This window comes from Gordonia sp. UBA5067, from assembly GCF_002414845.1.
Lineage (GTDB): Bacteria > Actinomycetota > Actinomycetes > Mycobacteriales > Mycobacteriaceae > Gordonia > Gordonia defluvii.
Window position 1 is genome coordinate 8,787 of the sequence record NZ_DIAX01000086.1, and the last position, 13,521, is coordinate 22,307.

A 13,521-nucleotide genomic window follows, 5' to 3' on the forward strand; every position below is an offset into this window, starting at 1 on the left:
GCAAAGAAGACCCCGGCAAAGAAGTCGGCGGCAAGGAAGGCGCCCGCCAAGAGGGCGGCCAGCTAGCCATATCGCGACAACAGTCATTGTTACATTGGTTAGGATGGGAAAAACTCCCCTCCCAAGGAGGTACTTACACATGCCCGCCGCGAGAACCGACGACGTCCTCGACGTCCTCATTGTGGGAGCCGGTCTCTCTGGCATCGACGCCGCATACCGGCTGACCGAGCGCAACCCCGCCTTGGCCTACACGGTTGTCGAGCAGCGTGACCGGCTCGGCGGCACCTGGGACCTGTTTCGTTACCCGGGTGTGCGCAGCGACTCCGACATTTTCACGCTCAGCTTTCCGTGGTACCCGTGGAAGGGCACGCGCACCGTCGCCCTCGGCCATGAGATCCGGGAGTATCTCGCCGACGCGGCCCAACATTTCGGGATCGACAAGCACATCGACTTCGGCGTCAAAGTCATCGCCGCCAACTTCGATACCTCGACCGACCGGTGGACCGTGACCACCGAAGTCGACGGCGAGACCCGCGAATATGTCGCACGATTCCTCTACGTCTGCTCCGGCTACTACCGCTATGACCGCGGCTACGACCCGGCTTTCCCGGGCATCGACCAGTTCGCCGGGCAGGTGGTGCATCCGCAGTTCTGGCCGCGAGACCTGGACTATCGAGGCAAGAAGGTCGTCGTCATCGGCTCGGGCGCCACCGCTGTGACGCTGATTCCGTCCATGGCCGACGAGGTCGAGAAGATCACCATGCTGCAGCGTTCGCCGACCTACATGCTCGCGCTGCCGTGGGACGATCCGATGACCAAGATCGCACTCAAGGTGCTTCCCGGCAAGGCCGCCCACCACCTCATTCGTGTGCGCAACGCCTTGGGTACCTATGCGTTCTACATGTACTGCCGCCGTTTCCCGAAGTTGTCGCGTCGGACCCTGCGGCGGATGGCCAAATGGCAGCTACCGAAGGACTACCCGGTGGATGTGCATTTCAAGCCACAGTATGAGCCGTGGGATCAGCGGCTCTGCGTGATTCCGGCCGGCGATCTATACACCGCAATACGCAGTGGGAAAGCCGACGTTGTCACCGACCAGATCGAGACATTCACGCCGACGGGCCTCGACCTGAAGTCGGGCAAGCACCTCGATGCTGACATCGTCGTTACGGCCACCGGACTGGAACTCGTCGCGATGGGCGGCGCGACGGTATCGATCGACGGGGCGGAACAGAAGCCGGGCGACAAGTACGCCTACCGCGGCTACATGCTCAACGACGTCCCGAACATGGCGTGGGCCGTCGGCTACACCAATGCCTCATGGACGTTGCGCGTCGATCTGACCGCGCAGGCGGTGGCCAAGTTGATTGAGCACATGCGACGGGAAGATTACACACACGCCTATCCGAGTACGGGTGGAGCAGTCCTGCAGGATGCGCCGCTACTCGAGCTCGATTCTGGTTACGTCGCACGTGCTGAGGGCAATTTACCCAAGGCGGCGCGGACACAGCCGTGGGTCGTGCGGCATAACCTGGTGCTCGACGCGTACGACGCGCGCCGCTACGACATCACCGAATCGATGGTCTTCGGTACGGTCGAGGACCGGGAGGCCGCTGATGCCTGAGAACGACGCTGCCGGGCAGATACTGGCCCGAGTCGACTCCGGGGAGATGAACTCGCGCGAAGCGCTGGATCAACTGTGGGCGCAACTGCCGACGGTCCGGATCGACGAGATTCTCGGCGCGTGGCGCGGCGGCGAACTGCCCACCGGCCACCCGATGGACGGTCAACTGGAACAGGTCGGCTGGCACGGCAAGACATTTCGATCGGCTCTCGACGTGCAGCCGTTGGTATGTCGGGGCGCCGACGGTGAGTTGTATTCGAACAAGGAGCTCGGCAACGGTGAGGCCAGTCTGTGGCATGTCGAGTTCCGCGGTGAGGTCACCGCGTCGATGGTCTATGACGGGCAAGCGGTCATCGATCATTTCAAGCGCGTCGACGATCAGACGCTCATGGGCATCATGAACGGCAAGTCCTCACTCGTGCGCGAGCACCACTTCTACTTCTACCTGGTGCGGGACTGAGATCGTGGCACGTATTCCCAGTACTCATCGGCGATAGGCGGCGAGCGTGGACCAGGGTTGGGGCCGGGAGCGGCAGAACGCCATCTACCGGGCGGGTATTGCCGATGCGCGTCCCACGGTCCCCACTGACTTCGGCGAGCTCGAGCGGCGGGCGCGGCAGGCCATGTCCCCCAAGGCGTGGGCCTACATCGCGGGTGGGGCCGGCGAAGGCGCGACGATGCGCGCTAACCGTCGGGCCCTCGATCGGTGGGCGATCGTGCCCCGGGTGTTGCGCGATACCTCGCAGCGATCGCTGAGCATCGAACTGTTCGGCCAGACCCTTCCGGCACCACTGCTGCTGTCACCAGTCGGGGCGGGTGGGCTCGTCGCGCGCAACGCCGACATCGCGATCGGCAAGGCTGCGGCGTCGCTCGGATTGCCCTACATTCTGTCCAACCAGGGCAGTTCGGCGATGGAGGACGTCACCACCGCGATGGATACCGTCGCCGCGGGTGCGCCGCGCTGGTTTCAGCTGTACTGGTCGGTCGACGAAGGCCTCGTCGACAGCTTCCTGCGTCGCGCCGAGGCCACCGGGGCGTCGGCGGTCGCGGTGACCCTCGACACGACGATGCTGGGGTGGCGCCCGCAGGACCTCAACCTCGGCTCGTTGCCGTTCGCCCAAGGCGAGGGCATAGCGCAGTACACCGGCGATCCGCGGTTCCGGGCCATCGTCGACGAGAAGGTGGCTAACCCGGACCCCGAGGCCGAATCGCCGAAGCCGTCGCTGGGCGCGATCAAGACGCTGGTCTCGATCGCCCGCAACGCGCCGGGAGCCTGGTGGCGCAACCTCGTCGACAAGCATCCGAGGGCCGCGGTTGAGACGTTCCTGGAGATCTATTCACGGCCCAGTCTGTCGTGGACCGATATTGCGGGGTTGCGCGCGCGGACGTCGCTACCCATTGTGCTGAAGGGGATTCTGCACCCCGACGACGCGCGGCAGGCGGTCGGACTCGGGGTTGACGGAATCATCGTGTCCAACCACGGCGGGCGCCAGGTCGACGGGTCGATCGGGTCGATCGACGCCCTCGTCGACGTCGTGGATGCGGTGGGCGGTCAAACAAAGATTCTGGTCGATTCGGGCATCCGCACCGGTGCCGACGTGTTCAAGGCGCTGGCCCTCGGTGCCGACGCCGCGTGCATCGGCCGGCCGCACATGTACGGGTTGGCGCTCAGGGGGCAGGCGGGAGTGGCCGAGGTCATGGCGAACATCACCGCCGAATTGGACCTGACGATGGGGTTGTCGGGGCACACCGACGTCGCGTCGCTGGACCGAGGTGCGCTGAGCAAGCTCGACTACTAGCCAGCAGAATTCGAGTAGTCGACTACTCGAACGATCGCGAACCGGGCACAGGATGATCGAGTGTATGAAAATAACAACCACGAAGTCGACGACTCGGATTTGCGTACTCGCGACCACGCTGGCAGTGGCCGCCACGGTCTCCATCGGAGCGGGGTCCGCAAGTGCGACGACGTGCTCGCAATGGGCGTTTACCGGTAAGACCAACTTGAACCAAGAGAATGGCTGGTACACCGGGTTCACGGCGAACGGTACCAAGGTTTCCGCGCCCGCGGTTGCATCGGCTTACCACAACAGGGTGTCCTGGATCCCGTTCTCCAGCATGCTTGGCGACTCGATCAACCAGAGCTTTGGCGATGCCACCTATGAAGCGGCACGGATGCATGGGACTGCGACCGGAGGAATTGTCGGCAAGAAGTTCCAGATGACCGTGAAATGGTCTAACGGTCCGGTTGGCATCTACCGAGGCGCAGTCCAGTCTGACGGATACGCCAAGGGGACGACTTATGACGCCAAAGCCGCCAACGTCCCTACCGATTGGCAAGTCGATAAGCCACTCCGCTGCGTGAAGGCGTAGCCCAGCCTGGTACGCCGCGACTACTGGGTTAGATCAGTGGTCGGCCAGTGCGTCGGCGCCACCGGGTCTCTTCGAGGAGCAGGCGGAATGGCAGCACTTGAATCGAGTTGGGTGTCACCCGGCTGGTCAGCCGGATGGCCTTGTTGTTCGCTTGGAAGAGCCGCTGCTGGCCACGGGATGGGTACCAGTTCATCTTGTCCCGAAACTCCGGGGGCAGATAGCCAAGCGTGAGCGCTTCGCTGAACCAACTAAAGACGCGGCCGACTCGTGGTCCAAGTAGGCGGAGCTGGGTCAGCTTCATGAGGTAGTCGCGGACTTCGGGGTCGATCTCGATTCCCTCGACTGTTTCATCCCAATACCGCTGGAAATCGGCGCGGGTCGCCGGCCACATCTCCCGTGGAACCTGCAGCGTCGTACCCATCACCGCACCCTGCTGGTAAGCCTCTTCGGTCACTTCCCCCGGCTTGCCGTAGAGGAGTGCGACATCCTCCCAGCCCTTGTACAGGCACGCCGCGACCCACAGCTGAAGCTTGGGGTCCATGGCGTTGTACTTGATCGGGGAGTCGGCGGTTGAGTGAACCTGCCGGTGGGCCGAGTTCACGGCCTCGCGGTAGGCCTTACGGTCTTCGGCGTTGCCCAGTGCGGCCACCGAAAGGTAGCTCAACGTCGTTCGCGTGCGTTTCACCGGATGCTTCAGCAGGTTGCCGGATTCGACCTTGCTCTCCACCACCCCGCGACCCACCGGGGCGTTGGCGAGCTGCATGATGACGTTGGTCACGCCGGCCAGTAGTGCGGCACTGTGGATCTTGATGTCCGGCGAGGTCAGGGCATCCATGTCCTCGCGCGACATGCGTGCCGGACGCTGCTCCGGGGGGACGTAAGACTTCATGGCCATGCTCACTCCTCGGTTGTACTCATGATTGTGTCATCGGCTGGCGAGCCGCAGTGTGACAACGGTCGTTATCAGTTCAATTCAACGCGCTCGGCCCGGCGGTGTCAACGTCGATGTCACAATGGGGTGCATGCCTGCTCAATCGATGACTGCGCTGCGCACCTATGCCGGCGAGCACGGCGACGAACGTGTCGCACGGCGACGCGAACAGCTCCTGGACGCTGCGCTGGAATCCCTGGGGTCCAGTGCGGGCGGCTCGATCAGTGTGCGCGGCGTGTGCCGCGAGGCGCGCCTGACCGCGCGCTATTTCTACGAGAGCTTCGTATCGGTCGACGATCTTGTGGCCGCAACCTACGACCGGGTCATCGACGAGATCATGCGCAGTGCGAGCACGGCCTTTTCTCGGCGGGCCAGCATTCATGCCAGGGTGCGCGGAGCCGTCGCCGCCATCGTCGACGTGATCGACGGCGACCGCCGAAAGGGGCGCCTGTTGTTCACGCCGACGCTCGTCTCCGCGACGCTGGCCGCCCGTCGTCTCGCCGCGACCGAGAACCTCGCCGCACTGACCGCCCAGTCCACCGCCGGGGTACACCATCCCGCATCATCCGAGGATGTCGCGGCGGCCTACTACCGCGTCGGGGGACTGGGGAACCTCTTGGCCGCGTGGCTCGATGATCGGGTGCCGATGGCGCGCGAGGAACTGATCGGCTCCTGCACCGCGTTGCTGATCGGTGAGTAGCACGGTCAGTGGCGGGTGGCGGATCTACGGACCGCGGACACTGCCCGCACCACTGGAGGCCGCGCTGCTGGCGTTCGCCGAGCACGGCTATCACGGCACGTCGGTCCGCGAAATCGCAGCTCGGGCGAAGCTGTCGGTCCCCGGGCTCTATCATCACTACCCGTCGAAACAGTCACTGCTGCAGGGACTACTCGAGCTCACCATGCTTGATCTGGTGGCGCGCTGTGAGCAGGCCGTCGCCGAGGCCGGCGCCAAACCGGTCGCCCAATTCGATGCCGTTGTCGAGTCGCTGTTGCGCTTCCACATGTTTCGTCAGGAGCAGGCGTTCATTGGCTCCACCGAGATTCGCAGCATCGATGACGGCTACCGCGACACCTATGTCGGTTTGCGCGATCGCCAGCAGCGGATTGTCGACGACATCATTGCCGCCGGGGTGGCCGGCGGCGACTTCACGACGACCGCGGCCAAGGGGGCGGGGCGCGCGATCACGACAATGTGTGTCGGAGTGTCCACCTGGTACCGCGTCGACGGTGCGATGAGCCCCGACGAGTTGATCGCCGAGAATCTCGGCTTTGCTCGCGCGATCGTCGGGCTGACCGCGTAGCTGCTGAGAACCGCACCAGGACGACTGGTCGAGGTGATAATCACGTTCGTGGTTCGCCAGGGGGAGGTTTTCAGCAGTGGCCGACCGGTCTCGGCGCTAGGGTGACCAGCATGACTGCCACTCCCGCGAACGACGCTGTGTACGTCGACGTCCCGACGCATTGGTACAACCTCGCCGCCGAGCTCGCCGAGCCCATCCCGCCGCATCTGCACCCGGGAACCAAGGAGCCGGTCGGGCCCGACGACCTCGCCGCCCTGTTCCCGATGGGGCTGATCATGCAGGAGGTGGCCAGCGAGCCGTACATCGAGATCCCCGAGCCGGTTCGGGAGATCTACCAGATGTGGCGGCCGTCGCCGCTGTTGCGGGCACGCAGATTCGAGGAGGCGCTGAACACCAAAGCGCGCATCTACGTCAAGTACGAGGGCGTTAGCCCCGTCGGCAGTCACAAGACGAATTCGGCGGTTGCGCAGGCGTATTACAACTACGTCGACGGTGTCACCAAGCTGACCACCGAGACGGGAGCGGGCCAGTGGGGCAGCGCGCTCGCCTTCGCGGGCGCCCAGTTCGGCATCGACGTAGAGGTATGGCAGGTGCGGGCCTCCTACGACTCAAAGCCCTACCGCGGCTACCTCATGCGCACCTACGGCGCGACTGTGCACCCGAGTCCATCGGACCTCACCGAGTCGGGCCGGGCGATGCTGGCGAAGGACCCCACCACGACGGGGAGTCTGGGAATGGCGGTCAGCGAGGCTGTCGAGGTCGCCGCGAAGGACCCCTCGACGCGGTATGCCCTGGGCAGCGTGCTCAACCATGTGGTGCTGCATCAGAGTGTGATCGGGCAGGAGGCCGTCGAACAATTGGCCCTCGTCGAACCGGATGGGGCCGATGTGATCTTCGGCTGCGCGGGGGGCGGGTCGAATCTCGGTGGATTGGCCTTCCCGTTTATCCGCGAGTTGATCCATGGACGGTCCAACCCGCGCATCGTCGCGGCCGAGCCGGCGGCCTGTCCGTCGATCACCCAAGGCGAGTATCGCTACGACCACGGCGACGTCGCAGGTCTCACGCCGCTACTGAAGATGCACACGCTGGGCATGGATTTCGTACCCGACCCCATTCATGCCGGCGGTCTGCGCTATCACGGAATGGCGCCGGCGCTGAGCCACACCGTCGAGCTGGGGCTCGTCGAGGGGGTGGCGATCAGCCAGCACGACGCATTCGCCGCGGGCGTGCAGTTCGCGCGGACTCAGGGGATCGTGCCCGCACCCGAGTCGACGCATGCGATCGCGGCCTGCGCGGCTCATGTCGCCGACAGCGACAAAGAGGAAGTCGTGGTGATCGGGCTATCCGGGCATGGTCAGCTCGACCTGCCCGCCTACGCGGAGTTCCTCGACGGCAAGTTCTGACGGCCCTAGCTCCGCCGACTGGGCCCGAGCTTCGCCGACTGGGCCCGGCGACGGCAGCGCGTGCTTAGCTGAAGCCCGGCGGAAGGGATGGCATGACGCTGACTGAAGCGGAGGAATCGATGGTCGCGCTGGTGCGCGACTTCATCGACCAGCGGGTTGTCGGGAACGTCCGAGAGTTCGACGAGGACGATGTCTATCCCGAAGAGTTCATCGAGGAGATGAAAAAGCTCGGGTTCTTCGGCCTGCTCGCGCCCGCCGAGTATGGCGGCGTGGATGTCAGCATGGCGTGCTTCGCACGCGTCTGCGAAGAGTTGGCCCGCGGCTGGATGAGTCTGGCTGGAGCGATTGGCGGCCACTCGGTGATCACCTACCTGATCAAGACCTTCGGCACGCCGGAGCAGCAGGACAAGTATCTCGGTGCGATGGCAGAGGGGGCGATCCGTGCCACCATGGCGCTCACCGAACCGGGTGGCGGCAGCGACCTTCAGGCGATGCGCACCAACGCCGTCCCCACCGGCGACGGCTACGTCATCACCGGCTCGAAGACGTGGATCTCCAATGCCGCACACTCGGGCCTCGTCGGACTCCTGTGCCGCACCGACCGCGACGTCACACCGGCACACACGGGCATGAGCGTCTTGCTCGTCGAACCGGGCGAGGGGTTCGCGATATCCCGGAAGCTCCCCAAGCTCGGGTATCGCGGGGTCGAAGCCTGCGAGCTGGTATTCGACGCGATGCCGGTGCCCGCCGATGCCGTGCTCGGCGGTGAGCCGAACCGGGGGTGGGCGCACATGATGCGCGGACTGGAAGTCGGGCGCATCCAGGTGGCTTCACGTGCATTGGGCGTCGGACAGGCCGCGCTCGAGGCGGCGACAAAGTATGCACAGGAACGAGAATCCTTCGGCCAGCCGATTTGGAAGCACCAGTCGGTGGGCAACATGCTCGCCGATATGGCGACCAAGCAGCAGGCCGCGCGACTGCTCACCGTCGATGCGGCGCAGAAGCTCGACCGCGGCGAGCGGGCCGACATGGAAGCCGGCATGGCGAAACTCTTCGCGTCGGAGACGGCCATGGAGATCGCGCTGGATGCGGTCCGCGTGCACGGCGGCTACGGCTATTCCAAGGAGTTTGACGTCGAGCGGTACTTTCGGGATGCGCCGCTGATGATCGTCGGCGAGGGCACCAATGAAATTCAGCGCAACGTGATCGCCGCGCAGTTGATCGCCCGCAACAAGATCTGAGGATCCCTCGATGACCAGGCAAGAGCTTCGCCGCGCAGCCATCGTCGCCCCGCTCCGTACTCCGGTCGCCGTCTTCGGCGGTGCACTCAAGGACCTGCCCGTCGAGGATCTTGGCGCGACGATCGTGCGGGCCGTCGTCGACCGGTCCGGAATCGATCCCGGCCGTATCGACGACGTCGTCTTTGCCCAGTCGTACGCCAATTCTGAGGTGCCCTGCGTCGGACGCTGGCTGGCGCTGCACGCCGGACTGCCGATCGACGTGCCGGGCATGCAACTCGACCGTCGGTGCGGCGGCGGCCTGCAGGCGATTGTGACCGCCGCGATGATGGTGCAGACCGGTGCGGCCGATGCCGTACTGGCCGGTGGCGTGGAGTCGATGAGCCGGATCGAGTACTACTCGACGACGCACCGGTGGGGATCACGGTCGGGCAACTCGGAACTCTACGACCGGCTCGACCGTGGGCGTGCGCGGTCCCAGCCCGAGGACCGCTTCGGCAAGATTGCCGGGATGATCGAGACCGCTGAAAACCTCGCCCGCGACTTCGGAATCTCCCGGGCCGACGCCGATGTCTACGCGGCGCGCAGCCACCGGCGTGCCGCCGCGGCCTGGGCGGCGGGCAACTTCGATGACGAGACCGTCGCCGTGCCGGTCCCGCAGCGCCGTGGCGGCGTGGTCGAATTCACCCGAGACGAGGGCATTCGTCCGGACGTCACTGTCGAATCCCTGAGCCTTCTGCGCCCGATCATGCGCGGCGGCACCGTCACGGCCGGCAATGCGAGTCAGCAGAATGACGCGGCCGCGGGACTGCTCGTCGTCGCCGAAGATCAGTTGGAATCGCTGGGTGTCGAGCCGATCGGGTTCCTCACCGATTGGGCGGCTGCCGGGTGTGACCCGGCGCGGATGGGGATCGGACCGGTGCCCGCGGTCGCGAAGCTTGCGGGGCGCGCCGGTCGTTCGGTCACCGAGTTGCTCGACGCGATCGACGTCGTCGAGCTCAACGAGGCGTTTGCGGTTCAGGTCCTCGCGGTGCTCGGCGGTTGGGGGTGGGGCGATCAGGACCGCATCAACGTCAACGGGTCGGGCATCTCACTCGGTCACCCGATCGGGGCGACCGGCGTCCGAATGGTCACCACGATGCTCCATGACCTGCGCCGTCGTGGTGGTGGCACGGGCCTGGCGACGATGTGCGTCGGCGGCGGGCAGGGGCTTGCCGCGACCTTCGAGGCGGTTTAACTGCCCACTCGGCGCGGGATGACTGCCCACTCGGCGCGGTCCTACTGCCCACTCGGTGGAGTTGGGGTGCCCACTCGGCGGAAGGGCTAGGGGGTGACGACGACGAGTGTCTCGGCGACGCACGCCGGCTTCGGCGATCCTTCGGCGGTGACGACATACTTCACCGTCAGGACGGTACCGGCGGCACTTTCGGTCACCTCGGTGATGGTGGCGGTCGCCGACAGCGAGCTGTTCACCGGAACCGGCGACGGGAAGCGAACCTTGTTGGCGCCGTAGTTGATTCGTGCCCCGCCGAAGTCCATGGTGTAGAGGCTCGCCCCGAGCAGGGGGATCAGCGACAACGTTAGATATCCGTGCGCAATCGGCGCCCCGAACGGCCCGTCCTTGGCGCGCTGCGGGTCGACGTGGATCCACTGGTGGTCACCGGTCGCGTCGGCGAAGAGGTTGATCCGCTCCTGGTCGACGACCAGTGACGGGCCGGGCCCGATCTCCTCGCCGATCGCAGCGCGGACTTCGTCGAGGGACGTGAAGGTACGGGACATGGTGGCTCCTAGGTCAGGTCACCGAGCGTGAGTTCGACGGTCGCATGGGCTCCCGCCTCGGCACCGCCGGGACCCATCAGTTCGACGGTAGTACCCCCGGCGGTGGGGGTGGACACGAGCCGTCCGGACTGGCCGCAGAACAGCGGTGTCCGGATGCGATGAGTCAGCGCCGCAATCCTGCCGGCGCCGGCCAGGCGATGGGTCTCCAACAGCGCCAACGTCATCAACGGGCCGTGCACGACGAGCCCCGGGTAGCCCTCGACGCCGGTCGCATACGGCCAGTCGTAATGGATGCGGTGCGCGTTGGCAGTGGCCGCGGAGAACCGCATCAGCAGCGCCGGATCGGTGTGGAACTCCCAGTGGCCGGCACCGGCGTCGACGAGGGGCGTTCCGGCCGGAGCCATCGCCGCCGGATCGATCGGCGACCGAGATTCTGCGCGCACTCGCGCCGCGGCCGGTCGGAAGACGAGGTGCTGTTTTTCGGCGACGGCAGGCGTCCCGTCGGAGCCGTAGAGCACCGTTGACGTCACGACGATGACCAGCGGGCCGCTGCGGCCGTCCTTCTCGGTGACCGACTCGACTACCGATTCCCGCCTGATTTCGTCGCCGACCCGCAACTGCCCCTCGAACGTCGCCGACCCGCCGGCGAACATGCGCCGCGGCAAGTCGACCGGCGGCAGGAAGGAACCGCGGAACGGATGACCGTCGACATCGACCTGCGCCGACGGCGACCAGCGCGGGAGGGCGACCCAATGCCACAGCGGGGGGAGTGGGTCGCCAACGCGCGGAGCCGGCAACCCGTCGTCGAACAGCGCCGCCAGTGCCGCGACCGGACCGGGGTCGAGCAGTTCGGTGCTGACGACCGTGTGCGGTTCCCAGGCGGGCAACATCGGGGCCTCACATATACCGGCCGCCGGTGACTTCCAGAACCGTGCCGGTCATATACGACGACAGATCCGAGGCGAGGAACAAGGCGACCTTCGCGATCTCGTCGGGCTCGCCGGCCCGGCGCATCGGGATCTCGGCCAGCTTCGAATCCCATGCCTCGGTCGGCATCGCCTCGGTCATGGCGGTGCGGATCAGTCCCGGCTGGATGGCGTTGATCCGAATCCCTTTGGCGGCCACCTCTTTGGCCGCTGCCTTGCTCATGGCGACGATGCCGGCCTTGGCGGCCGCATAGTTCGTCTGACCGAAGTTGCCGACCTTGCCCGAGATCGACGACATGTTGACGATCGAACCGCCGTCGTGGGCGCCCATGATGTCGGCGGCCAGCTTCATTCCGAGCCAGGTGCCCTTGAGATGCACGTCGATCACCTGGTCGAATTGCGCCCCGGTCATCTTGCGCATCGTCGAATCGCGGGTGATGCCGGCGTTGTTGACCACCACGTCGAGGGTTCCGAATCGGTCGACCGCAGCGGCCAGCAGCGCCGCGATGTCGTCGGCGACGGTGACGTCGCAGCGCAGGCCGAACGCAACGTCGGCGCCGATCTCGGCGGCGGCGTCAGCAACAGCTTCGGCATTCAAGTCGCCGAGCGCAACGGTGGCACCCTCCGCGGCGAAACGTTTGGCGATGGCCAGTCCGATGCCCTGGGCCGCTCCGGTGATGACGGCGGTCTTGCCGTCGAGTAGTCCGGTCATGACGTGATCTCCTTCTGTGTCCGGCGCACGAGACCGCCACCGATGATGAGGCGCTGGATCTCCGAGGTGCCTTCGTAGAGTCGCAGCAGGCGCACATCGCGGTAGATCCGCTCGACCGGCATCTCCCGCATATAGCCGCTGCCGCCATGAACCTGCACGGCCTTGTCGGCCACGTCGCCGACCATCTCAGTGCAGAAGAGCTTGGCGACCGACGGTGCGATCCGACGGTCCGCGCCGCTCACCCATTTCGCCGCGGCGTCGCGGACCAGAGCGCGACCGGCCATCACTCCGGTCTGCATGTCGGCGAGCATCGCCTGGACCAGCTGAAAGTCCCCAATGGGGGTGCCGCCCTGGGTGGTCACCGCAGCATGGCGCAACGACTCGTCAAGTGCGCGCTGCGCGGTGCCGACAGCGATCCCGGCAATATGCACCCGGCCACGCGCCAGCGAGATCATTGCTGCGCGATACCCGACGTCGACGTCGCCGCCGACGAGCGCCGACGCTGGGACGCGCACCCCGTCGAAATGCACGTCGGCGGTCCACGAGCCCTCCTGGCCCATCTTCCGATCGTGCTCGGCGACGGAGACGCCGGCGGCGTTGGCCGGGATGAGGAACACGGCGATACCAGTACCGCTGGCGTCCGCTGGGCGCACCCGCGCGAAAGTGACGAAGAGATCGGCGGTCGGCGCGTTGGTGATGAAGCATTTCGAGCCGTCGACGATCCAGTCGGAGTCCGCCTGGGCCTCGTCGATGCGGACAGCTTTGGTTCGTAGCCCCGCCGGGTTGGAGCCGGCGCCCGGTTCGGTCAGAGCAAACGAGGCGACGACGTCGCCGGAGGCGATCTTGGAGAGCCACTGGGCCTTCTGCTCGTCGGTGCCGAAGTTGACGAGCACCTGCCCGGCGATGCCGTTGTTGGTACCAAACATGGAGCGCAGGGCGAGGCAGGTGTAGCCGAATTCTTGGGCGAGTTCGACGTCTTGCGCAAGGTCGAGGCCGAGGCCGCCCCACTCTTGCGGGATCGCGAAACCGAAGAGTCCGACGTCCTTGGCGGCTTGGCGCAGGTCGGCGGGGATGGCGTCACCGTCGGCGATTTCCCGCTCGCGCGGGACCACCTTGGTGCGGATGAATTCGCGGACGGTCGCGTGGATATCGGCGAAGTCGTCGGCGTCTACCTCGGCGCCGCCGATGGCCGGGCTCGCATCGGACATGCACACTCCTCGTCGCGTTGGGT

Annotated in this window: 14 protein-coding genes; 9 read left to right on the forward strand and 5 right to left on the reverse strand. The window is 65.9% G+C overall.

Annotated elements, in window-relative coordinates:
• Positions 1–139 precede the first annotated feature (139 nt).
• The 4 genes from B4M62_RS14385 to B4M62_RS14400 all read left to right on the forward strand — a co-directional run bounded on the left by B4M62_RS14385 (position 140) and on the right by B4M62_RS14400 (position 3,997).
• Positions 140–1,624: a flavin-containing monooxygenase gene (locus tag B4M62_RS14385; protein ID WP_290714241.1), complete on the forward strand. Its 1,485-nt coding sequence runs from the start codon at positions 140–142 to the stop codon at positions 1,622–1,624.
• A 46-nt stretch (positions 1,625–1,670) separates the two neighbouring features.
• Entirely contained in the window at positions 1,671–2,084 is a 414-nt protein-coding gene (locus B4M62_RS14390; protein WP_414651859.1) for a DUF4334 domain-containing protein, read from the forward strand.
• Positions 2,085–2,130: 46 nt separating this feature from the next.
• The gene (locus tag B4M62_RS14395) at positions 2,131–3,423 is read left to right on the forward strand and encodes an alpha-hydroxy-acid oxidizing protein (RefSeq protein WP_290714243.1); all 1,293 of its coding nucleotides are present in this window, start codon (positions 2,131–2,133) and stop codon (positions 3,421–3,423) included.
• A gap of 64 nt (positions 3,424–3,487) precedes the next feature.
• Entirely contained in the window at positions 3,488–3,997 is a 510-nt protein-coding gene (locus B4M62_RS14400) for a hypothetical protein (RefSeq protein ID WP_290714244.1), read from the forward strand.
• Between the two features lie 28 nt (positions 3,998–4,025).
• Here B4M62_RS14400 and B4M62_RS14405 read toward each other — a convergent pair whose 3' ends face one another.
• Complete coding sequence (locus B4M62_RS14405) at positions 4,026–4,892, reverse strand: oxygenase MpaB family protein (protein WP_290714245.1); 867 nt, start codon at positions 4,890–4,892, stop codon at positions 4,026–4,028.
• Positions 4,893–5,019: 127 nt separating this feature from the next.
• Between B4M62_RS14405 and B4M62_RS14410 the strand changes: the two genes are divergently transcribed.
• From B4M62_RS14410 to B4M62_RS14430, 5 genes are all read left to right on the forward strand, one after another.
• Positions 5,020–5,628 carry a TetR/AcrR family transcriptional regulator gene (locus B4M62_RS14410; protein WP_290714246.1) on the forward strand — a complete coding sequence of 203 codons (609 nt, stop codon included), beginning with the start codon at positions 5,020–5,022 and terminating at the stop codon, positions 5,626–5,628.
• Positions 5,621–6,232, forward strand: a complete 612-nt coding sequence (locus B4M62_RS14415) for a TetR/AcrR family transcriptional regulator (protein ID WP_290714247.1) — start codon at positions 5,621–5,623, stop codon at positions 6,230–6,232. The genes B4M62_RS14410 and B4M62_RS14415 overlap by 8 nt, the downstream gene beginning before the upstream one ends.
• Positions 6,233–6,342: 110 nt before the next feature.
• Positions 6,343–7,635 (forward strand): TrpB-like pyridoxal phosphate-dependent enzyme, encoded by a 1,293-nt coding sequence (locus B4M62_RS14420; protein WP_290714248.1) that lies wholly within the window; start codon positions 6,343–6,345, stop codon positions 7,633–7,635.
• Between the two features lie 92 nt (positions 7,636–7,727).
• The gene (locus B4M62_RS14425; RefSeq protein ID WP_290714249.1) at positions 7,728–8,876 is read left to right on the forward strand and encodes an acyl-CoA dehydrogenase family protein; all 1,149 of its coding nucleotides are present in this window, start codon (positions 7,728–7,730) and stop codon (positions 8,874–8,876) included.
• A 10-nt stretch (positions 8,877–8,886) separates the two neighbouring features.
• The gene (locus B4M62_RS14430) at positions 8,887–10,110 is read left to right on the forward strand and encodes an acetyl-CoA C-acetyltransferase (RefSeq protein WP_290714250.1); all 1,224 of its coding nucleotides are present in this window, start codon (positions 8,887–8,889) and stop codon (positions 10,108–10,110) included.
• Positions 10,111–10,196: 86 nt separating this feature from the next.
• Here the strand turns inward: B4M62_RS14430 and B4M62_RS14435 are convergent, their stop codons facing one another.
• The 4 genes from B4M62_RS14435 to B4M62_RS14450 are packed head-to-tail and all read right to left on the reverse strand — an operon-like array spanning position 10,197 to position 13,498.
• The gene (locus tag B4M62_RS14435; RefSeq protein WP_290714251.1) at positions 10,197–10,652 is read right to left on the reverse strand and encodes a MaoC family dehydratase; all 456 of its coding nucleotides are present in this window, start codon (positions 10,650–10,652) and stop codon (positions 10,197–10,199) included.
• Positions 10,653–10,660: 8 nt separating this feature from the next.
• The gene (locus B4M62_RS14440) at positions 10,661–11,542 is read right to left on the reverse strand and encodes an FAS1-like dehydratase domain-containing protein (protein ID WP_290714252.1); all 882 of its coding nucleotides are present in this window, start codon (positions 11,540–11,542) and stop codon (positions 10,661–10,663) included.
• A 7-nt stretch (positions 11,543–11,549) separates the two neighbouring features.
• Positions 11,550–12,290, reverse strand: coding sequence for a 3-oxoacyl-ACP reductase FabG (gene fabG / locus B4M62_RS14445; RefSeq protein ID WP_290714253.1), 741 nt, complete (start codon positions 12,288–12,290; stop codon positions 11,550–11,552).
• Entirely contained in the window at positions 12,287–13,498 is a 1,212-nt protein-coding gene (locus tag B4M62_RS14450; RefSeq protein WP_290714254.1) for an acyl-CoA dehydrogenase family protein, read from the reverse strand. Before B4M62_RS14450 ends, fabG begins: the two co-directional genes overlap by 4 nt.
• Between the last annotated feature and the right edge of the window lie 23 nt (positions 13,499–13,521).

Excerpts from the sequence above, each read along its gene's own strand:
- fabG (WP_290714253.1), bottom strand. The coding sequence starts at position 12,290 with ATGACCGGACTACTCGACGGCAAGACCGCCGTCATCACCGGAGCGGCC.
- B4M62_RS14405 (WP_290714245.1), bottom strand. The coding sequence starts at position 4,892 with ATGGCCATGAAGTCTTACGTCCCCCCGGAGCAGCGTCCGGCACGCATG.
- B4M62_RS14430 (WP_290714250.1), top strand. The coding sequence starts at position 8,887 with ATGACCAGGCAAGAGCTTCGCCGCGCAGCCATCGTCGCCCCGCTCCGT.
- B4M62_RS14450 (WP_290714254.1), bottom strand. The coding sequence starts at position 13,498 with ATGTCCGATGCGAGCCCGGCCATCGGCGGCGCCGAGGTAGACGCCGAC.
- B4M62_RS14410 (WP_290714246.1), top strand. The coding sequence starts at position 5,020 with ATGCCTGCTCAATCGATGACTGCGCTGCGCACCTATGCCGGCGAGCAC.
- B4M62_RS14425 (WP_290714249.1), top strand. The coding sequence starts at position 7,728 with ATGACGCTGACTGAAGCGGAGGAATCGATGGTCGCGCTGGTGCGCGAC.
- B4M62_RS14440 (WP_290714252.1), bottom strand. The coding sequence starts at position 11,542 with ATGTTGCCCGCCTGGGAACCGCACACGGTCGTCAGCACCGAACTGCTC.
- B4M62_RS14400 (WP_290714244.1), top strand. The coding sequence starts at position 3,488 with ATGAAAATAACAACCACGAAGTCGACGACTCGGATTTGCGTACTCGCG.
- B4M62_RS14390 (WP_414651859.1), top strand. The coding sequence starts at position 1,671 with ATGAACTCGCGCGAAGCGCTGGATCAACTGTGGGCGCAACTGCCGACG.
- B4M62_RS14435 (WP_290714251.1), bottom strand. The coding sequence starts at position 10,652 with ATGTCCCGTACCTTCACGTCCCTCGACGAAGTCCGCGCTGCGATCGGC.
- B4M62_RS14385 (WP_290714241.1), top strand. The coding sequence starts at position 140 with ATGCCCGCCGCGAGAACCGACGACGTCCTCGACGTCCTCATTGTGGGA.
- B4M62_RS14420 (WP_290714248.1), top strand. The coding sequence starts at position 6,343 with ATGACTGCCACTCCCGCGAACGACGCTGTGTACGTCGACGTCCCGACG.